The sequence below is a fragment of the Acinetobacter sp. ABJ_C1_1 genome (genome assembly GCF_044684115.1).
In the GTDB taxonomy this organism is placed as follows: domain Bacteria; phylum Pseudomonadota; class Gammaproteobacteria; order Pseudomonadales; family Moraxellaceae; genus Acinetobacter; species Acinetobacter nosocomialis_A.
The window spans coordinates 30,126-52,857 of record NZ_JBITPU010000003.1 but is presented as its reverse complement, the minus strand read 5'-3'; the positions used below and the strand labels follow the sequence as shown (position 1 = coordinate 52,857).

12 protein-coding genes and 1 pseudogene are annotated in these 22,732 nt (G+C 39.5%); 7 read left to right on the top strand and 6 right to left on the bottom strand.

What is annotated here, in order from left to right; all coding sequences use genetic code 11:
- Positions 1 to 35: 35 nt before the first annotated feature.
- Genes entS through fes form a run of 4 tightly spaced genes read right to left on the bottom strand, consistent with a single transcriptional unit; the run spans position 36 to position 9,891 of the window.
- Positions 36 to 1,286, bottom strand: coding sequence for an enterobactin transporter EntS (gene entS / locus ACG59Z_RS05960; protein ID WP_400198383.1), 1,251 nt, complete (start codon positions 1,284 to 1,286; stop codon positions 36 to 38).
- Positions 1,283 to 8,434 carry an amino acid adenylation domain-containing protein gene (locus tag ACG59Z_RS05955; protein WP_400198382.1) on the bottom strand — a complete coding sequence of 2,384 codons (7,152 nt, stop codon included), beginning with the start codon at positions 8,432 to 8,434 and terminating at the stop codon, positions 1,283 to 1,285. Before ACG59Z_RS05955 ends, entS begins: the two co-directional genes overlap by 4 nt.
- Positions 8,435 to 8,446: 12 nt before the next feature.
- A complete protein-coding gene (locus ACG59Z_RS05950) occupies positions 8,447 to 8,662 on the bottom strand; it encodes an MbtH family protein (protein WP_013197941.1) in 216 nt (71 codons plus the stop codon).
- 29 nt (positions 8,663 to 8,691) lie between these two features.
- Entirely contained in the window at positions 8,692 to 9,891 is a 1,200-nt protein-coding gene (gene fes / locus ACG59Z_RS05945) for an enterochelin esterase (protein WP_400198380.1), read from the bottom strand.
- 266 nt (positions 9,892 to 10,157) lie between these two features.
- Here fes and ACG59Z_RS05940 point away from each other — a divergent pair, with 266 nt between their 5' ends.
- The 5 genes and pseudogenes from ACG59Z_RS05940 (at position 10,158) to ACG59Z_RS05920 (ending at position 14,763) form a co-directional block, all read left to right on the top strand.
- Positions 10,158 to 10,928 carry an SDR family oxidoreductase gene (locus ACG59Z_RS05940; RefSeq protein ID WP_174764941.1) on the top strand — a complete coding sequence of 257 codons (771 nt, stop codon included), beginning with the start codon at positions 10,158 to 10,160 and terminating at the stop codon, positions 10,926 to 10,928.
- Between the two features lie 44 nt (positions 10,929 to 10,972).
- On the top strand, positions 10,973 to 12,211 hold the full coding sequence (locus tag ACG59Z_RS05935; RefSeq protein ID WP_400198378.1) for an isochorismate synthase MenF: 1,239 nt from the start codon (positions 10,973 to 10,975) through the stop codon (positions 12,209 to 12,211).
- Positions 12,208 to 13,872, top strand: a complete 1,665-nt coding sequence (locus ACG59Z_RS05930) for a (2,3-dihydroxybenzoyl)adenylate synthase (protein WP_400198376.1) — start codon at positions 12,208 to 12,210, stop codon at positions 13,870 to 13,872. Before ACG59Z_RS05935 ends, ACG59Z_RS05930 begins: the two co-directional genes overlap by 4 nt.
- A 21-nt stretch (positions 13,873 to 13,893) precedes the next feature.
- Positions 13,894 to 14,544: pseudogene (locus ACG59Z_RS05925) on the top strand (isochorismatase family protein); the annotation flags it as partial.
- Between the two features lie 30 nt (positions 14,545 to 14,574).
- Positions 14,575 to 14,763: a phosphopantetheine-binding protein gene (locus ACG59Z_RS05920; protein WP_400198623.1), complete on the top strand. Its 189-nt coding sequence runs from the start codon at positions 14,575 to 14,577 to the stop codon at positions 14,761 to 14,763.
- Between the two features lie 43 nt (positions 14,764 to 14,806).
- On the opposite strand, the gene ACG59Z_RS05915 is transcribed toward ACG59Z_RS05920, so the two are convergent.
- Positions 14,807 to 17,941 (bottom strand): multidrug efflux RND transporter permease subunit, encoded by a 3,135-nt coding sequence (locus ACG59Z_RS05915; RefSeq protein ID WP_400198374.1) that lies wholly within the window; start codon positions 17,939 to 17,941, stop codon positions 14,807 to 14,809.
- Between the two features lie 217 nt (positions 17,942 to 18,158).
- Here ACG59Z_RS05915 and ACG59Z_RS05910 point away from each other — a divergent pair, with 217 nt between their 5' ends.
- Positions 18,159 to 20,120, top strand: coding sequence for a TonB-dependent receptor plug domain-containing protein (locus ACG59Z_RS05910; RefSeq protein WP_400198372.1), 1,962 nt, complete (start codon positions 18,159 to 18,161; stop codon positions 20,118 to 20,120).
- Positions 20,121 to 20,259: 139 nt separating this feature from the next.
- Positions 20,260 to 20,661, top strand: coding sequence for a transcriptional repressor (locus ACG59Z_RS05905; RefSeq protein WP_400198370.1), 402 nt, complete (start codon positions 20,260 to 20,262; stop codon positions 20,659 to 20,661).
- 71 nt (positions 20,662 to 20,732) lie between these two features.
- Here ACG59Z_RS05905 and ACG59Z_RS05900 read toward each other — a convergent pair whose 3' ends face one another.
- Entirely contained in the window at positions 20,733 to 22,514 is a 1,782-nt protein-coding gene (locus tag ACG59Z_RS05900) for a bifunctional metallophosphatase/5'-nucleotidase (protein ID WP_400198368.1), read from the bottom strand.
- Positions 22,515 to 22,732 lie beyond the last annotated feature (218 nt).

Here is a 22,732-nt window from a genome sequence, read left to right as displayed (position 1 = left end):
AGAAGGCAACGAATTGCCTTCTTTTTATTTAGGGTTTAATTTTCTTGTAACTTAGGATCTTGGAAGCCTGTTTCACGCATATCTTGAGAGTTGAATAAGAACATAAATCCTACTGCAAAGCTTAATATGCCAAAGAAGAGGATACTTCCTGATATTGGTAAAAACCGAGTTAAAAGACCCAAAGTTGTAGTGGCAATCGAATCGCCTAACGCATCTTGTGCAAGCCAGATTGAATTAATACGCCCTAAATATTCATCAGGCGTATGTCCTTGCACAATGCTGTATTGAAGCAAATTGGCAATCGACATCAAATATCCAAATACACATAAAATGGGCAAAGTCACTATGAGCCAAGGTGAAAGCCCAATCATAATCATGCAACTAAAAACACCTAAGCACGTATAGAGCATGCCTAAGCCGGGTTTGAGTAACTTTGTTGTCCATCCACTCAGTAATGCGCCTAAAGTTGAGCCTAAAGGCACGGCCGAATACATAAGTCCGAGTTCAAATGCGCCGCCGTGAAAAATTTCATCTGCCATTTGCGGAAAAATGATTCGAATAGCACTGCTAAAACTGAGCAGTGTTCCAATTAAAATGGTGCTACCAACCACTTTATTTTTAAAAACGAATTTAAACCCTTGAGCTAATTGACGAAGAGGACTCTCACCATTTGATGCATGTTGCGGTTTAAGCGCAGGTAGCCCCATCAATAAAAATACAGTAAGTAAAGTACCCACGGTTGAGACCCAATATACGGTTGCAACACCGCTAGCAGCAATTAAAATACCGCCGATTGCTGGTGAAATAACGGTTGCAAGACGTACGGATACCATACTGATCGCACGAGCTTGTACAATATTTTCGCGCCCTACAATCACAGGCATGATCGCCATCATTGCTGTTACACCCAGTGCACCAAAGAAACCATCCCATGCCGATAAAAAATAAATCGCATAGAGCGAAGGGTGCTCAAACATGGCGTTGATGGCAAGGCCAGCAAAGCCTAAACCACACACACCACGTGCCAATAAAATTAGCCATTTTCGGTCTTTGCGATCTGACAGCAAACCACCAAGTAACAAGCCAATAAACATGGCTATGCCTTCAAAAGCCATTGCGACGGCAACGTTAAGCGAGTTACCCGTAATGTCATAGACCTGTTTTGGAATAGCCACGACCAACATGCCAATGGTTAACAATGACAATGTGCGGGCAATAAATACATGTCGGAAATGAGCATTACGTTTTAAAAGACTAAAATCGGTCAATATAGATTTGAAGCTCATGGCGTGTGCTCCTCTAAACCGCGCGCCTGACAAATCATGCGGTTTAAAATCGGGCCAAGTGTTTCAAGCTGCTTCGGAGACAATATCTCGGTATGGTCCGCTTCGCTTAGTCGAACAATATTGAGTTTTTTAACTAAGGGCGACCATTGTTGTTCTGGTTGAATATACGGCAGCAAGTCTTTTTCAGCGACAACTAAGTGTAGTTCACCATCAAAGTTCGGCATTTTATACGGTTTTAATAAACGTACCGCATCGCGATAGTTCGCAAAAATATCCTCTTGTAAACGGCGGGTTTCCTCACTTAATGCCGTATCTGCATCGGCTAAAATATCATTGAAGAATTGAAGCTGTTCTTGTTCAGCTTCAGCATTCATTTCTTCTACCGACAAATCTAACCACTGATGAATTTCAGCAGGGTAAGTGTCTAACAAGCCGAGATAATCAACTTTTTCACCTTGTTCAGTTAACTTCGCTGCAACTGCATAAGCTACAGTGCCCCCCAGTGAATAACCTAGTAAGGTATAAGGTCCTGTTGGTTGTTGCTTGCGAATAATCTCAAGTTGTTTTTCAACCAATTCGTCCATATCAGTACTATTTGCCAATAGGCCATCTGGTCGAGGTGACTGCAATCCAATAATGGGTAAATCAGAATGCAAATAACGATTCAGAACCGTATATTGCCATGCCGAACCAGAACCGGGGTAGAAGCAGAACAATGGATGCCCAGAGCCGGAACGGATGGGTAAAATAGGCTGCATGCCAGTTTGTTCAACTTCTGCCAGACGTTCTTGTGTAAGAAGTAAAGCTGCTAAACGTTGAATCGTGACATGACTCATCAACTGGCCAATTGGAATGGACCGCTTAAATACTTTTCGGATTTCAATTGCAAGCTTCATCACCAAAATGGAATGCCCACCAATGGCAAAGAAATCTTCGTTAACACCAATATTCTGATCTGTATTTAAAATTTGCTGGAAAATACGTGTTAGTTCATGTTCAAAAGCAGTGGTGGCGTACTGTTTTTCTGTATTTGAAAGATTAAGTTGCGGTTGCGGCAGTGCTTTACGATCCAGCTTACCATTATGACTTAATGGGAATTTCTCAACTAACACATAGTGTGTCGGCACCATATATGCAGGAAGCTGTTTCGCCAATTGTTTCTTTAACTGATCGATGTCCACAGGTACTGTTGTTTGCAGGTAAGCAACCAACTGAACATCAGCTTTATTTTGCTCAGAAGAAATAGGATGTACAACAACATCAAGACCACTGAGTAAGCGTAATTTCTGTTCAATTTCACCCAATTCAATACGTTGCCCACGTATCTTTAACTGGTCATCAGCACGACCCACATATTGAATACTGCCGTCTGCATGCCATCGGGCAATATCACCAGTTCGGTACATGCGTTGACCTGCTGCGAATGGGTTTGCCACAAAACGTGTTGCTGTTAAGTCCGCTCGATGCAAATAACCCATGGCCAGTTGATGGCCTGCTAAATAAAGCTCACCGTCCACTCCAACAGGAACAGGGCGTAAGTATTGATCTAAAATATAAAGCTGGGTATTCCAGACTGGATATCCAATCGCAACGCTACTTTCTTGCGAATGTAATCCCAGTGTTGCATCCATATAACTCACATCTACCGCAGCTTCCGTTGGGCCATATAAGTTGTGTAGCTCACAGCTAAAGTGCTCGGTAAATGATTTTGCTAAAGCCGTTGGTAACGCCTCACCACTACAAAACACTCGGCGGATTGGCAAACTTTGACGTTGAGCAGATGACAAAATTTCGGTAGCAGCATTTTCAAAAACAGCCAACATCGACGGTACAAAATGTAATGTTGTTACCTGATATTTTTGAATAAAACTTAATAATGCCAATGGATCACGGTGTGCATCTACAGGTGCCATAACCAATCGTGCACCTACTAAATATGACCAGAAAAACTCCCATACTGAAACATCAAAAGTGCATGGCGTTTTTTGCAAAATCGTATCGTTGGCTGACAGTGGATATTCTGATTGCATCCATAAAATACGGTTCACAATGGCTTGGTGAGAAACCATGACGCCTTTTGGCTGACCTGTTGTACCCGATGTATAGATTAAATAGGCCGGATGCTGTGGGGTAATGACTGTCGTTTTATAGCTGCTTAAATCAACCTTTGTTTCATCAAACAATTCATTAAAAGCAAAGGTGGCTATTGATGGATGGGCAATAGCAGCTAGATCTTTTTGTTCACCAATCACAAGTTTAGATTTGGCATCCTGCAACATAAATTTGATGCGTTCAGACGGATGTTGTAAATCAATAGGTAAATAAGCTGCACCTGCTTCAATCACCGCTAAAATAGCGATACTCAATTTGACTGATCTTGGTAGGGCAACTGCAACAATATCTCCAGCCTGTACACCTGCACTTTGTAATTGCTGTGCTAAAGCACAAACTTGCAAACGCACTTCACTGAAACTGAGCTGATGATTTTCATCTGATAACGCCGTTTGTTCAGGCGTAATTCGAGCTTGTTCTCTGAGTAATTGCTGTAATGTGCTCTGGCGAACATAGTATTGGGTTTGATTCGTTTTCTGGATTAAATCGCGTTCTTCGGCCAGTTGTAAGCGATAATGACTTAGAGAAGTCTCTGGTTCATTTAATGCAATTTCAATCAATTGAACCATTCGCTCTAAGAAATGTTCAGGTTGATCAATTACACCACGCTGTTCAAGTAATAGCTCAATTTGATGATCAGGAATAACTAACAAAGCAAGCGGGTAATGGCTATAACCACGATTTGTGAGTTTAGAAATAGCAGCATCGCCCAGTTTTTGCTGTAAATACTGGTTATCAGGGTAGTTTTCTACGACTAACAAACTATCGAAAAGATTGCCTTGTCCCACTAATTGCTGAATTGCACCCAGACCCAAACCATCATGTTCTAAATGTTCAACATGTAATTGTTGTAACTGAGTCAATTGTTCCCAAAGTGTTTGCTGCATGTTGAGCTTTACACGTACTGGAATCGTATTTAAAAACAATCCGATCTGCTGCTCTAAACCATTGATAGGTGCTGAACGCCCAGAAACAGGTGTACCAAACACAATATCTTCACGATGAGCATAAATATTTAAAGTCATTGCCCAAATCATTTGCATGAAGACATTGAGCGTGATGCCTTGCTGGCGTAATTTGTGTTGAAGTTTCGCACCCAACTCAGCACTTAAACGATATGAAGTTTCCTGTACAGCTTGCTGTGCTTGATTAAATAAAATAAGTGGCTGTAAATCTGCTAAATCACGTTGCCATATTACTTTTGATGTTTCATGGTCACGTCCAGATAAAGCTTTAATTACTGTTTCATAACTATATTCAAGCACAGGCAATTGTTGATTAGTTTGCTGATAGGCTTTAATAAAGTCTTGTAAAAACAGCGGAGTTGACCAACCATCTGTTAACAAGTGATGCACCATAATCAATAGTTCTGACTGTTCTGGAGCATGTTGAATTAAGGTTGCCCGAATTAAGCCATAGGGTTGGTCGAGGTGAATCGGTTGCTGCAATGCTTCTTGAATGGTTTGCTCAAGCAAATCGGGAGTGACCGAACAAAACTGAACTGGCCAAGCTTGAGTAGGATGTAATGAATAGATAAAAACAGGTTCTTCAGCTAATTCACTATCAAAATGCCCATCTAGTTGCGGGTGACGTTTTAATACGGTAATCAACGCTTGCTGTAAACGTACCGGATCAATATCTCCATTTAAGCTCAGACGAGTAAAGGCATTATAGTTCGATTGATTTTCTACTTGAGATAAGAACAACATGCCTTTTTGCAAAGGAAGTAAAGGCAAAATAGTGCTGTTTTTGCCATATTTTTCTTGAACTTTTTGTTCTAGGTCCGCTGAAAATAACGGTTTTGAAACGGCTGCTTGTTGTTCATCTAAACGGGTGAGTTGCGGTGCCATAGCGGCGACTGTTTTAAATTGAAATACATCACTTGGTCTTAAACCATAACCACGTTGGCGCAATTGAGTACAAAGCATAATGGCCGAAATACTATCGCCACCTGTCATAAAGAAGTCGTCATCAATTCCAATTGCGTCAAGCTTAAGAACAGATGCAGTAATTTGACATAAAAGTTGTTGTTCAGACGTTTCGGCCATTCGGCTATGGGTACGAATTTGAGGCTTTGGCAGTGCTTTTTTATCGACTTTGCCACTTACATTTCGTGGAAATTCGGACATAACAGTCAGGGCAGAAGGCACCATATATTCAGGCAGGTTTTGACGTAACTGGCTTAAATATTGTTGACTTAATTGCTCACTGGTTTTTTCATCGAGTTCAATGTCTTTGATCACACAATAACCGAGTAAACGATGACTGTTATTAATCGGTTCTGCAATCACGACTGCGCTTTCAACATTGGCTAAAATCGAAAGTGCATTTTCAACTTCACCAATCTCAACTCGATAACCACGAATTTTAATCTGGTCATCACAGCGCCCCATAAATTCAAGTTTACCCGCGCTATTCCAGCGGACTAAATCACCCGTACGGTACATGCGCTGTCCGTGTTCAAATGGATTCGCTACAAAGCGGGCAGAACTTAAGTCAGCGCGACCTAAATAACCATTGGCAATCCCAAAACCAGAAATATAAAGCTCACCAATGACACCAGTTGAGCATCGTTGCAAGTGGCGATCTAGTACATAGGCCTGTGTATTACCAATAGGGTTGCCAATGACAGGGCGAGCTGTCTGTTTTAATTCTGCTCGGAAAGTATCAACCGTATATTCTGTTGGGCCATATAAGTTATGAGCAAAAAGCGCTGGCTGAGCATTCAGCTGTTGCCATAAAGCTAACGGTGCAGCTTCACCACCAATCAAAATAAGACTTGGATGATGCTGATTTTCAGCAAATAAGCCGTTTGTCATCATTTGCGCACAAAAAGATGGCGGTAAATCAAGTGTATCGATCTGTCGTTGCTGAATTTCTTGCACTAAGCCAAATGCATCACGACGCATGTTTTCATCAAAAATATGTAGCTCTTGGCCCCATAACATCCAGAAAACTTGCAACCAAGATGAGTCAAACGAGAAAGAGTGTGTATGCGCTGCACGTAACGGACGCTCAGGGAAACGCTCATTTACCGCTTCTAATACTGGCCAGTAAATGGTTGGTTTATGTGACAAAATGAGGTTGAGTAAAGAACCATGTGTATTCATTACCCCTTTAGGACGACCCGTACTTCCAGAGGTAAAAATTACATAAGCGACGTCTTGGAAATCAAATTTACGATTTTCGGCAGGAATATCACTCGCATCTTGCTTTCGAATTTGTGTTTGAACATCTTCATGATCAAGATATAACTGCTGAATATTTTGTGGTAGTTGCTGTGCAAGAGCTTGTGTAGTTAATACAAATAATGGATTTGCATCTTCACACATCATCTGCATACGATCGATTGGGTAATCTAAATCGAGAGGCAAGAAACTTGCACCAGAATTGAGTACGGATAACATCACCACAATTGAGTCAATTGAACGAGGAATAGCTCCAGCAATGACAGTTTGCTTTTTGGCTCCATTTTCTTGTAAAAAACGAGTGAGTTGATTCACTTGTACTGCAAGCTCAGCAAAACTAAGATGCTGAAGATTTGGACGTTCACCACTCACGATGGCGGTACGTTCGGGATACTTCTTAACTTGCTCATAAAAAATATCTAGAACATTATTATATTGTTCAGGATGGCTAACACGTGGACCAATACCACTTTGAGTTAGGGCAGCAAGCTCTTGTGGTGTCGTAATATTAAAATTGCTACATGCCTGTTCTGGACGAATCAAGGCTTGTTCGAGCAATAAAGTTAAGCGTTGACCATGGTTAAATAGTTCATCTTGTGTATAACGCTGCGAATCTGCACGTAGTTCAATAATGAGTTCATGATCTTGAACAATAAAAGAAAACTCAAAATCATCAATTGGTCCTGTAGAAATATGGTGTGTTTTGACCTTTTCACCGTCTAACACCAAATCTTGATCAAAAGCTTTATAGTTTAAAATAGGACCGTACATTCGTTCATGAATATCGATACTATTTAAATCTCTTAAAATTTGTTCAGCATCATATTTCTGATGTGGACGAATTTGTCGTAATTGCTCTTGTACATGTTGAGCCAAGCTTACCCAACTGTCTTTTTCAGCAACTTTAAACTTCACAGGCAAGACATTTACCGTCGGTAAAGTTGAGCGAATCGCTTTTGAACCTAAACGGCGCATGAATGGAATACCATTAACCAAATCAGCTTTATCAGTCATTTTGTAGATATAATGTAATGACAATGACATCATCATGTCATTCAAAGCTAATTTAGATTGCGCAGCTAAAGCTTGAATCTGCTCTAAAATTCCTGTCGAAAAACGCAGCTGATGCTTAATAAATGTCGCTGTAGTTTTTGCCGCTAAATGATGAGTACTTAAACTGACTGGACTAGGTAAATCTTCACAATATGCTTTCCAGAAAGTTTGGTCTATTTTAAATTGATTGCTATTTTCATAAGCCTGACGCTCAGAAATAACATCATTGACGCCAATGAACGGAGAAGCTGAAAGGTCTTTTTCTTCTTGTAATTGTTGATAGAGTTCAACAATACGTTTGGTCAGGTTAATCATGCTAAAGCCATCAAGCATGATGTGGTGATAACGTTGATACCAATACACTTTGTCATGGGTCGTAAATAACACCTGACGAAACAGTTGAGATTCACCCGCTTTAAGTGATTTAGCACATTGACGATCTGATGGCATCCAGTCCCATAAACGTTGCTGAGCTTTTTTAGGCGTTAAATGACAAAAATCAAATTCTTCAATTTGAAACTGAACTTGGTTATTAAGCTCAATAAACGGTTGAGATGGGTCAGATGAATATGAGGCAATGACCGTATCAGCTTCACTCAAGCCGATCTGAATTGCTTTTTTAAACGTTGGGATATCGACAGTTTTTGGTAGTTCCAAACAATGCGCAATGGTATATAAATCTTCAATTGAACTTAAATGATCGGCAAGGAAAATGCCGAGCTGAGTAGATGCCAATTCAAAACGAGCTGGTTGAGAAAGGTCCGGAGTAAATTCATTGTTTAATGCTTGATTCATGACAATACTCCTTTACGCTTGTTGAAAGGGGTTAATTGCAAGCCAGTGCTTTTCTACATATGCAATACACGAAGCCCGTGTATCCGGTCCATGCTGAACATCCCACCCCGATGGCACCTGATGTTGAGCAGGCCATAAACTGAACTCACCTTGTTGATTTTTTAAAACCTGAAAAGACAAACTTTCATTATCGAAAGGATTAATATAGTTTTCCTGTAAGTTGCTCATGATATTGTTATCCTTGATGAAACAAATGGTTATAGTGAAAGAGTTTTTTGCAATGCCTTAAGCAAGTCAGTACGCCAATTCACGGCATCATGTCCGCCCTGAAAAGTGTGAAAGCTCACTTGATTGAATGATTGCAATTGTTGATAAAGCTGAAGGGCATCGTCCCGCATATCGGTTTCATACGTGCCGGCACTGATATAAATTCGAGTTGTTTTTGATAATTGATGAGATACGTTTTGAAGCAGTTCTAAAATATTACCTTTGTGTTTTTGCCCTAAAGTACTGTTTGAAAAATCTGACCACCAATAAGATCCAGATTGCAAAATCAGCGAAGTAAAAATGGTCGGAAACAGCAAAGCGCTATGTAAAGTGCATAATCCACCTAAACTCTGACCACATAACGTAATTTCTGTTTTAGAAATAAAAGAATATTCTTTTAAGAGTATTTCAATGAGTTCATCAACCAACGCCTGACTAAATGCATCATGGCAGCCATAATCTTGTTGGCGTTGTTGACTATTTAAACTATGAACAAAAACATAAACTGCTGGGCGAATCTTGTTTGAAATAGTCAAATGTTGAATTTCGGGCAGAATTGAAAGCTCTCGACTCCAGATTTGGCCATCAAGCAATATGACGAGTGGCAAGACTTCTTGAGCTGATTGATGACTAATAAAAATGTCGACCAAATAGTCCTGTTGGCATAAGCGACTTGACCATTGAAATGTCTTTGTAATTGGGCAATCGTCTATGAAAGATTTTGTGTTTTCGAGTTGAATTTGATTGATGTATCGGGCCAGATGTCCCGTATAAAACTGATGTTGATTGAATGAGTCAATTTGAGCATTTTGTTTAAGCTCCTTTTGCCACCATGAGCGTCGTGTTGCCGCACAATCTGTTTCTGGCGCTTCTTCACTAGCGGTCACTACAACATAACTACCAGTCCAAGCTAAGGGCAGCTCTATTTCAAAGAAGTACACATTTGTTCCAGCTATATGGCTAAAACGATTCCACTTTTGATAGATAGAAGGGCTTTGTGAATAAATATCAATATAGACAAAGATACTTTCTTTAGGCTCAGGACCACGCCAAACAAAGGTACAGAGCGCTTTATTTTTTTGTAGGTTAACTAGCGGACTACCTATTTTTTTAACGGTATTCCACCAGACCTCACTCCCAACATTGAGTTGTTGAAATAGGGGATGTAAGGGATGAGAAAATGGCTTCATTTTGAGTCCATCTCGACAAGAAAGCGCGGTCAAATTAACAAAATGATTCTCATTAGTAAATGAAAACAATTATCATTATAATCAATAAAAAAAGACAGGTTTTATTAAAATTATTAAAAATCAATAAAATAAGTCTAATTCTTGGTTAATAAATAACTTGATTTAGATTGTAATCTTATGTTTGATATTTATCGCACTTGATAATAATGATAATTATTTGCAATTATGTGGCGGAATTTACTATTCGAGTCAAACTGGAGTAAAACATGAGCTCTACCATCGTAGTCACAGGTGCTGCAAGAGGTATTGGAGCTGCTATTACAAAAAAATTATTGCAGCAAGGGTATCAAGTGATCGGCATCGACCGACAGGAAAATCCCGAACAATGGGAAATCACACAAAAGATAGAAAGCAGTGAAATATCGCGTTGGCATGGCTTTCAGCAAGATATTACTGATCAAGAAACAACAGCGAAGCTCATTACAGATATTTTAAACAAACATAGCGTAACGGGTTTAGTAAATGCGGCGGGCGTATTGATTATGCGTTCTATGCTTGAAGCAAAGACAGAAGACTGGCAAACACTTTTCGCTGTAAATGTCATGGCACCCATCGCAATTAGTCAACAACTTGCCAAGCACTTTTGTGAAAAAAAGCAGGGAAGTATTGTCACGATTAGTTCGAACAGTTCACGTATGCCACGTATACAACTTGGCATGTATGCAACGAGTAAAGCTGCACTGAGCCATTACTGCCGTAATCTTGCGCTTGAAATCGCACCCCACCAAGTAAGGCTTAATATTGTTTCCCCAGGCTCTACGCTAACTCAAATGCAGCAGCAGCTCTGGACAGATAATTCACCTCCGCCTGCGGTAATCGATGGAGATTTAAGCCAATACCGTACAGGCATTCCCTTAAGAAAATTAGCCCAGCCTGAAGATATTGCGAATACGGTCAGCTTTTTACTTTCTGATCAAGCTGCACAAATTACCATGCAAGAAATTGTGGTTGATGGAGGAGCCACTTTAGGCGTTTAAACATTCATTCATTACAACAAAATAACTGTATAAGGAGTTGCGAGATGTCGGCACAGCATCCGTATTTTATCCAACGAGAAAATTTTACTGAAAGCCGCGTTGCATTAGCCCAAGAAATTTTAAATTGTGGAAATGACGCAGGTTTTATTTTCACAACGCCAGAATACACCATCAATAGTCATCAAAAATTACGAGATATTCAAGTCGCTAAAAATAGCCTTTTAAAAGATTGGTTAGATGAAGCACGAGCTCAATTAGAACTTGCAATGAATGACGGTTATAAAGATGTCAAGATTATGGGTGGACTACCATTTTGCTCGGCAGCCGATGTCAATTTAATGCTGATGCAAAATGCAAAAATCTATCAGAAAGTACTCTATGCACAGTCTGATATTGATTTTGGTTCTTTATCTTTAGAAAAGGCGGATTATTTCCCTTTAGGTGAACATTACCAACAGCAAGTTGAGTATTTAGTTCAGCAAATGCAAGAAAAAAAACTTGATAAAGCCGTACTTGCTCGTATTCTACAACTTGAATTTGAACAAAATATTCCTGTCTCGGACTTATTTTATAACTTAGCCAAGCATAATCCCGAAGGCTATAACTATGCAGTCGCGAGGCATCCTCAAAGTGAAGGATGGTTTGTCGGTGCAAGCCCCGAACTTTTAATTGCAAAGCAAAATACAAAAATCTGGAGTAAACCGGTTGCTGGCACATTGGCTCGTGATGACGATCCAACCCTAGACCAAAATAACGCCAGAGCATTACTTGCTTCACAAAAAGATCAACATGAGCATGCACTCGTCATCGAAATGATTGCCGATGAACTCACACCTTTCTGTAAGCAGTTAAAAGTACCTAAACAACCATCTTTGATTCGTACCAAACGCCTTTGGCACTTGGCATCACACATTACTGGCGAACTTAAGCAAGCTGATACACATGTTTTTGACTTAATTGAACGTTTACACCCAACACCTGCAATTTGTGGGGAGCCTAGTCCGATTGCTAAAGAATTAATTCAGCAACTTGAACCATTTAACCGTGAATTATTTGCAGGAACTATGGGTTGGGCAGATGAACAAGGTAATGGTGAATGGTCGGTGACTGTTCGCTGTGCCCGAATTTATCAGAACATTGCCCGTTTATTTGCCGGTGCAGGAATTGTTGAAGCTTCTCGACCACAAGCTGAACATGCTGAAACTGCCGCTAAATTTCGCACTATGCTGGACGGATTCCAGATTTCACCCAATCAATTGCCAATACAAGGACCAAACACATGACAACACAGGTTTATCTGGATGGTGCAGTGCCATATCCAGCAGAATTTGCTGAGATTTACCGTAAAAAAGGTTATTGGCTTGGACAAAACTTGAGTGATTTCTTGCGTGAAAGTGCTCAAAAATACCCGAAAAACATAGCAGTATATGATGGTGATAAAGCCGTTAGTTATGCTGAGTTTGATCATTTAGTTGATTACTGTACAAGCCATTTACATCAACATGGACTAAGAGCGGGTGATAAAGCAGTTGTACAGATGCCAAATCACTATCAGTTCTATGTTTTATTTTTTGCACTGATTCGGCTTGGTGCTTTACCTGTGATGTCTTTACCTGCACATCGCTTTGCAGAACTCAGTAGTTTTTTTAAACAAACTCAAGCAAAAGCTTATTTCTGTGCTGATTTTGGTGCACAAAAATTTGACTACCGAGAGCTCGCCGAAAAGCTTCAGCAAACTGCTCCTTGCTTACAACATATATTTGTCCTCGGAAATGCCGACAAATATGTAGCTATTCAAGATCTATTAAAAGAAACCCATATTTTAGATGAAGCCATCTCGCCAACTACGGCAGATCAGGTTGCTTTCTTACAACTTTCAGGTGGAAGTACTGGTGTTCCTAAACTGATTCCACGGACCCATGACGACTATCTATATAGCGTACGTGAGAGCGCGAAAATCTGCCGTCTTAATCAGTCATCACGTTTACTCATGGTTTTACCTGCGGCACATAACTTTTCAATGAGCTCGGCAGGTTCTTTAGGTATTTTTCATTCGGGCGGGGCTGTGGTTTTAGGAACTGATCCAAGCCCTGAAACTGCTTTTTCATTGATCAAAAAACACGGTGTAACTGATGCTTGCTTGGTTCCTGCTTTGGTTCGACCTTGGATGGATAAAGCAGCGAAAGATCAAGATCCAATATTGTCGACTCTACGTTGCTTACAAGTCGGAGGAGCACGTTTACCCGATGCAGTTGCCACACGCTTGATTGATGAGTTTCAAGTCAATCTACAACAAGTTTTTGGCATGGCTGAAGGACTGGTGAATTACACCCATTTTGACATGACGAAAGAGCAGATTATCCATACCCAAGGTTTAAAAATCTCGCCAGATGATGAAATTTTAGTACTGAATGATAATGATCAGCCGGTAGAAGCTGGAGAAGTAGGGCATTTGCTGACTCGCGGTCCCTATACTATTCGCGGCTATTATCAAGCACCAGAGCATAATGCACGTTCTTTCACACCGGATGGTTTTTATCGAACAGGCGATTTAGTACGTATTCGAGAAGATGGCTGCATTGTTGTAGAAGGGCGTTCAAAAGAACAAATCAATCGCGCTGGTGAAAAAATTGCGACCGAAGAGGTTGAACAAGCTTTATTAACTCATCCACAAATTCGTTTAGCAGCACTGGTTGCTATGCCTGATGAGATTATGGGTGAAAAGAGCTGTGCTTTTGTTGCATGGCAAGCACAAACCGATGATCCGAACCCAATTCGCCTTGCAATGTCAGTTCGTCAACATCTGAAAGATTATGGACTTGCTACCTACAAAATTCCTGATCGAGTCGAATTTATCGAGCAATTTCCATATACAGCCTTTGGAAAAATCGACAAAAAAAGATTACGTCAACAATTTGAAACCAACACCAATGTTCTTGCTTAAAGATAAAAAAGGAAAAATTTGATGAGTATTCCTAAAATTGCCAGTTACAGCATGCCACAAGCGCACGAATTTACAGCGAATAAAACACATTGGCAGTTGCATACTGATCGTGCTGTTTTATTAGTACATGATATGCAGCAATATTTTTTAGATTTTTATGATCAAACTCAAGCGCCTATTCCAGAGCTCATTAAAAATACCAAAGAACTGATTGAAACTGCACGTAAGTTTAATATCCCTGTCGTCTATACTGCACAGCCTGGTAACCAGACACCTGAACATCGCCAGTTATTAACAGACTTTTGGGGAACAGGTCTAAAAGATGATCCATATATTACCCAAATTTTGCCGGAAATTACGCCTGATAAAAATGATACTGTCTTAACAAAATGGCGTTATAGCGCTTTTAAATTTTCTCCACTCGAACAACTTATGCGTGAGTCAAACCGCGATCAACTCATCATTTGTGGTGTCTATGCCCATATTGGTTGCCTTATGAGTGCCGCAGAAGCCTTTATGCTAAATATTCAGCCGTTTTTATGCGGAGATGCACTTGCTGACTTTAGCCGTGAAGAACACGATATGGCTTTAAAGTATACAAGTACTCGTTGTGGGCAAGTCATGACAACTCAGCAAGTCACACGAGCTTGGGCGCTTGAACAAGCTGCATCACCACTCACTGAAGAAGGTATTGTTTTAGCAGTGAGTGAACAACTTCAGATTCCAGCATCAGACATTCAGTTAAATGATGATTTACTCATGCTTGGACTTGATTCGGTTCGCCTTATGACATTAGTGGGTAAATGGCAAGCTTATGGTGCACAGGTAAGCTTTGAAGATTTAGCAGAACAACCAACTTTAGAAGTATGGATTGAGAAACTAGTCGCTTAAATTTAAACAATAAAAAAGCAGATCATTGATCTGCTTTTTTATTTTATAAAGAGGAATGATCTTTTCTATATCTAAATACACGACCAAGCGACCATTGCAAAGCCGGTAAACTATGTACCAAAACAAAGAAAAATACTGTAAATACAGGGACCAGTAAGGTTCCAATAATCACACTGCCAAATACACTCATACCAATTTCATGGCGACTCACTGCACCAGCACCTGTAGCAACGACAAGGGGAATGACGCCCGCACCAAAAGCTAAAGATGTCATTAAAATGGGGCGTAAGCGCAGGGCTAGAGCCTCACATGCGGCCGTAACATAACCTTTACCTTGTTTTATGGCTTTAGTTGCGAACTCCACAATTAAAATTGCATTTTTACAAGACAAACCAATACCTGTTAGTAATGCTATTTGGAAATACACATCGTTTGGTAAGTTAAAAATTTGAGCAAATACAATAGTTCCGGTAATGCCTAGAGGAAGCCCTAATAAAATAATAAAAGGAACTTTCCAGCTTTCATATAAAGCAGCTAAACATAAGAAAATAAATAAAATAGAGATAATGTATAAGAATAAGGCTTGCTGACTGGATTGCTGCTCTTGTAACGAGAGACCACTCCATGCGACATCTACACCAGACTGTTTACTCACCATATCACTTAACTGTTGCATTGCCTGACCTGAGCTAAAGCCAGAACTAACATTTGCTTCAAGTTGTATTGCAGCAAGTCCCATAAATCTTGTTAGTGTTTCTGGACCACCAGTCCACTCACTTTGTCCAAAATGCGCAAGAGAAAGCATTCCACCTGTATTATTACGGACGTGCCAATAAGCTAAATCTTCAGGTTTAGAGCGAAATTCAGCATCACCTTGCATAATGATTCGTTTAATTTTGCCTCTTTCAACAAAATCTCCCACATAGTTTCCACCCCAAGCAGTCGATAAAGTTGAACGAATCGCTTGTTGATCAATCCCTAATATCTTGGCTTTATTCTGGTCGAGTTGAATAAAAACTTCAGCCTTATTTTCATCTACAAGCGGACTTAAATTTTCAAACGCAGGGTAATTGTGAGATTCTTTTTCTAAAGCTTTATATTGTTTAATGAGTTCATTGCGTCCTTGACCATTTACATCTCTGAGCCAAAGTTCTAAGGCATCAGATTGGCCCAAACCAGAAACACTTGCAGGCATACCTACCATGACTTTAGCCGGTAAGTTTTTTTGCAAGTAATTTTGTGCACGCTCATATATAGCACTTGCAGTATTGGCTTCGCCTTTACGTTCATTCCAATGTTTTAATGAAACAAAGGCCATACCTAAGTTTGGACCGCTACCTGAAAAATTTTGTCCATTCACTACAAGTACGGTATTGATATTTTTGGCTTCATGCTCAAAGAAATAGTTATTAACCAGTTTACCTACTTCTTGTGTTTGGCTCATAGACGCACTGTTATGCAAACTATAAGGCACAGCCAATAAACCTTGATCTTCATTTGGAATAAAGCTCGTCGGTAAACTACGATAAATCACAATTAAAACAGCGACCAAAGCCAACACGACAAGACATGAAAGTGCTTTAAATTTGATTAAACTTGTTGCTAAAAAACTAAAACCAACTTTAATTTTTTCAAGCAAAGTCTCAAGCTTCTGTCCCCATTTAGGTTTTTGAATTTGTTTTTTTAGTAAGACAGCACACAAAGCTGGCGTAATAAACATGGCTACCAATAAAGATAACAACATCGCAGCCGCTAGGGTGATTGAAAACTGGCGGTAAATCATACCCGTTGAACCACTAAAAAAAGCCATCGGAATAAATACTGCAGTTAACACCAAGGTAATACCCATCAATGCACCGCTAATTTCTTGCATCGATGCTAAACATGCATCCCGAACACTTAATTGTTGCTCATGCGTAAGCCGTTCAACATTTTCAACTACGACAATCGTGTCATCGACCAATAATCCGATTGCTAGAACCAGTGCAAACAGGGTAAGTGTATTAATACTCATTCCAGATAAATACAACACAACAAAGGTACCGCAAATCACAATAGGTACAGTAATGGTTGGAATAAGTGTAGCGCGCCAATTTTGTAAAAAGAGATACATCACAATGACGACTAAAACTACTGCTTCAAGCAAAGTAATGATGACTTGTTTAATCGACTCTTCAATAAACGGTGTATTGTCCCGCGGATAAACTACTTTATATCCAGTGGGTAGATGCTGCTTGAGCTGTTCAATTTTTGCTTTAATTAGACCAGAGGTTTCAATTGCGTTTGCATCGGGACTAAGTGAAATGCCCAAACCAGCAGAAGGGTAGCCATTTAGCGTATTAATACTTTCATAATTTTCGGCGCCTAACTCGACTCTCGCAACATCTTTTAAATAAACCAGACTGCCATCTACATTCGCTTTAACGACAACCGATTTAAAATCATCGACTGTTTTTAGCCGAGAACCTGCAGTAACTTTGGCATAAATATTCTGGTCAGAAGCCGAAGGCATGGCACCAATTGAGCCAGCAGCAATTTGAGTATTGTAATCTTCAAGTGCCTGTTCAATATCACTCGGCATAAGTTGATAATTTCTAAGCTGATTTGGATTTAACCAAATACGCATGGCATAACTTGAACCAAACACATCCACCTCACCAATTCCTTGCAATTGTGAGAGTGGTTGTTCAAAGTGATTGACCATATAGTCCGATAATTCGATATTGCTGGCTTTACCTGTCTCATCGTATAGACCCACAATTAACAGCATATCACCTGTGGTTTTCCAAATATTTACCCCTTGCCGTTGTACTTGCTCGGGGAGACGGTTTAATGCACTGTTAATCCGGTTTTGTACTTGCAGTTGTGCCTTATCAATATCTGTACCAATTTTAAAATGAATATCAATACTGGCCGTTCCTGAAGATTCACTATTTGATGTGAAATAGAGTAAGTTATCTAGTCCTTTGATTTGTTGTTCTAAAATCTGCGTTACGCTTTCTTCAACTGTTTCAGCCGAGGCGCCACGGTAGTTAGCAACCACTCTAACGCTTGGGGGAGCAAGGTTTGGATAACGTTCAACTGGCATTGCCCGAATAGAGAAAAAACCAAAAATAAGAATAGTAATGGCAATGACAGATACAAAAATGGGATGATAAATAAAAAATCGAGAGAGCATTGTTATGTCTACTTTAAGCTTGTTTTCAATAGGTTTTTAGGCACACCAAATTGTAATATTAACTTTTTTAAATCAAACAAACAATAATGATTATCATTATATAAATAATAATTACTTTTATCTTGAACAATAAAAGTCATGGGGCTATCATGCTCGGCATATCATAAATGATAACAATTATCATATGGTAATCGTTATAAAGTATAAGGACCGAGAAATGACATTAACGAAAAAGGCGCTGGTGGTCGCTCTCTCAACACTGCTTCCTTTCGCCGTTCAAGCAAATACAGATAGTGAACAGCAGAGTAATAGTGAACCAGTTCAAAAACTTAAAACTATTGTGGTTTCTGCTGCTTTAAAAGAACAAGATGTAGATAAAGCACCTGCATCAATTAGTGTAATCACAAGTGAAGATATTGAACGTAGTGCAGCACTTAGCCTTGCCGACGTTTTACAAAAACAAGCAGGGGTTTATAACTATAACAGTGGGCAAGATAAAATCGTTATAAGAGGAATGTTGAATACTTCGGGGAACTACACCTTAATTCTTTTAAATGGTAAGCGCATGTCATCTAATGGCGCCATGTGGCGAGGCAATGACTTTGACTGGAGCGCAATTCCTTTAAATAGCATTGAGCGTGTTGAAGTGATTCGTGGGCCTATGTCATCACTCTATGGCGCAGATGCGATGGGCGGTGTCATTAACATCATTACTAAAAAAGCAGAAGATGGACAATTACACGGTTCTATTTTTGGTCAATATAACCGGGCTGACCGAGGCGATGGTAAAAACCAGTACCGTTATGGATTTAACCTATACGGTGGTTTAACCGATAATTTAAGTTTTACTCTGGCAGGTGACGCCTATAACCGTGATGCGTGGTATAGAAAAGGCCAGCCAGATCCAGATGGTGCATATTTTGTAGAAAAAGACACCAAAAACGTAAATGGTACTTTAAGCTGGAATATTAATGACCAACAAACTTTAGACCTAGATTTGGGCTATAACAACGATAAACGCCCGCTTACTCAAGATGCTGCGACCTCAATTCAAGAATCGGAAATGAAGCGTACCAATGTAGGAATTGCTCACCGCGGAAAATGGAGCTGGGGGAAAACAGAAGCTTATATTGGAAAAGAAACTGCTAAAATTTATGACTATGATAGTGAGTACGATGCGCCGCAAAGCCGTCACTATAAACAAGAAAATTTAATTGGCCGTGCTTTTGCCAACTTTGACTGGCTCATGAATAACACGACTGCTGGTTTCGATTATAAAGATCAGAAAATTACAGATGTTGTAAGTTATATCGGGACTGGAAATAATCAGCAAAAGAGCTACGGCATTTTTGTGCAAAACGATACCCATATTAATGATGCACTCACCCTAACATTAGGTGGTCGTTACGACGACTTTGATGACTTTGATGGTAAAACGACGGGTAAAGCCTATTTAGCATATCAACTCGCTGAAGGAGTCATACTTAAAGGTGGCGTGGGACAAGCTTATAAAGTTCCGGCTCCTGCTCAGCTAGATATTAACTACTCGATGATTTCATGTGGTGGCAGCTGTCATATTCGAGGTAATCCAAACCTAGCGCCAGAAGAAAGCACAAATTATGAAGCATCCTTAATTGTGACCCGTCCAAATTGGAACGCTGGTGTTACGGTTTTCCAAAACGATGTAAAGAACTTAATTGAAGCCATTACCTTAAGTGATGGTGACCCGCGTTTAGTAGGTGATTTTAGAAAAATCTGGACCAATGTGAGCCGCGCAGAACTCAAAGGTGTGGAACTCAACGGTGGATATGATTTCACTGACAATTTAGGTGTTAAGGCAAACGCAACTTATCTGGATGCGAAAAACAAAACTACAGGTAAAGACTTAACCGAACGACCAGAATGGCTTGCCAATGGCTCTATTTCCTGGGCACCAGTTCAAGACTTCCGTGTAAATGCAGGCGTGAGTTATGTCGGCAAACAAATGTACTCAGCGACTAAAGAATTACCAGCTTATACGACCTATGACATCACGTTTACATCTCCCATTACGCCACGTTTAACACTGGACTACGGTGTAAAAAACCTGACCGATGTTGACTTGGAAGATAAAAACAAAACCTTTAATACCAAACTTTATGGCCGCAATTACTTTGTGAAAGCGACTTATAGTTTCTAAGTTAAATCTAGACTCAAAGCTTATTCATAGGGGAATAGGCTTTGAGCTTTTTAGTGAGTAAATATCCATAATTTTCAGGTAAATATAGACAAAATAATTTTAAAACTTTCTATATTTCTAATCTTTAAGGTTAATTAACATGACGACAATATCAAAATCATTATTAAATGGACTACCGATAAAAAAATCGAGAATACAGGTTTTTGAAATTTTAAATCAGAACCCTCACGGCTTAAGTGCAGATAGTATTTATGCACAACTTAAAAATGAATATAAAATTACGCTAGGGACCATTTACCGAATTTTATCTGAATTTGAAAATCGTAAACTCGTCAAAAGAGTGTTTTTGGGAAAAAGTAAAAGTATTTATAAACTCAGAAAAGACAAAATGAGTTGTAATCTGATTTGCTTAAAAACAGCAGAAACTTCAAGCTTTGAACATGAAAAAGTGAAGGAACTACTGCACGAAATTATAGATATTATTTTTGCAAATACTGGAGCAGACATCAGCAGTGTAGAACTTAATCTCTATACTGAATAAAAATTTCTTTTAAATTTTCATATAAAAATAAAGGACAGCTTCGTACTGTCCTTTATACGTCACTCAATCAATTACTTGATGACTTTAATTCGGGTTGTAGCCGGAATAATTAACGGCGAATTTTTAGTAATATAGCTCTCAAAGGCATCAATATCTTGACCACCACCAACACGGTTCTGGCCATCCTTTAACACCGTAAAGTTGTCACCACCATCTGCCAAGAAGCTATTGACTGTTACACGGTATACCTTGGTGTCAACCAATGGGGAACCAGCAATCATAATATTGCTTGCTCTCGGTGAAGCTGTTGTATTTGCTGAATATTGATAACTTAACTCTTTAGACGGCTGTAAAATTTTAGGTGAGCTTGCATTTCCACCCGTCCATTGCTGCTCAAGTACATCTCGAATTTGTTTACCGGTCAAACTTAGTGTCACAATAGAGTTACCAAAAGGCTGAACCGCAAAAATATCACCAAAGGTAATTTGATTACTGCTGTTAATCAGTAGGTCGGCACGCACACCGCCTGGGTTCATGAGTGTAAAGTCCGAACCCTGATCGCTTGCTTTAAGAGCAGAGGCTTGCTGTGCATCAGCAATCATATCGCCTAGTGGACTTTCACCACTTTCGACTTGAGTACGGCTCACAACGGCAGTAGACGTTCCTACCACACGCCCAGAAATAGTCGTTACTGCTTGACGGTATTTGTCTAAAATCGCTTCGATACTTGGTGTCTTACTAAATTTTTGATAAAGATCTGTAAGGTTTACAGTGGTGGTACCTGAAGTATAGGCCTCACTTTGAACCGGAACTTGTTTAGCATCTTTTTTAATGATGTCGCCGGTTTTACCATCTAGCTCAATCTTAATATCGGTAATCAGTGTGCCATATTGACCAGCTGAAGTAAGTAAGAACGGTTTAGCCGGATTTTTAGTTGCATAGTCACAAATATAAGATTGATGCGTGTGACCTGAAACAACAATATCAACTGCCGGATTTAAGCGATCTAAAATACCTAAAATAGGCCCACTTAAACCATCACATGTTTTTTGATTAAGCTTAGTACTTGGTGCTGCACCTTCATGGACTACCACCACAAATGCCTGAATGCCTTGTTTTTGTAGTTCAGGAATTAGGGCATTTACCGTATCGGCTTCATCACGAAACTCAACGTCTTTAATACCCGCCGCAGACACAATACTTGGAGTCGCTTTAAGCGTTAAACCAATAAATGCAACCGGAATTCCGCCATAAGTTTTGACTTTATAGGCTGGAAAAATCGTTTTGCTTGCATCGTTTTTCATCGCGACGTTTGCGGCAAGGAAATTAAATTTTGCACCACTAAAGTTTTTATTAATTTGGCAGGGTGCTGTACTTGTATATTGTTGACAACCACCATTTTGCAAACGACGTAACTCATCTGTACCGCGGTCAAACTCATGGTTACCCACAGCATTAAAGTCAATTTGAATATCATTCATGACATCAATGGTAGGTTCATCTAAAAATAGTGAAGAAGTGAGTGGGGAAGCGCTAATTAAGTCACCCGCTGAAACAACAGCATTATTAGGGTTTTGAGCTCTAAGTTTCTTAATTGCGTCTGCAAAGTAACTCACACCCCCAACTGGAATACGTACTGTCTGAGATGCATCATTTGGGTTAGTTGCATCAACGTAGCGTTTAGGCGGTTCTAAATTTCCATGAAAGTCATTAAAAGCTAAAATATCGACAGTCTGGTTAGTTCGTGGCACAGATGTATTTGAATCACTGTCATTATTATCATTACAACCGGCTAATAAAGCCATTGCCAGACATAAAGATGTTGTCTTAAATAATATATTTAAAGTCGTCATTTTTTATCAATTGGTGAATTAAGATACATAAAAAATACGCATACTGTGTGAATATTTGATGAAAACTAAATCTTAATCAAAATCAGATGATCTTTAAAAAAATAATGCTAAGATGATGGTAGATAAGCAAGATCAAAAGGAAATAGATAAGGCGCTAAAATAGATCGTAATTTTTAAGGTTTTCATAAAAAATTCATGAATTTGCAATAAAACAGTTA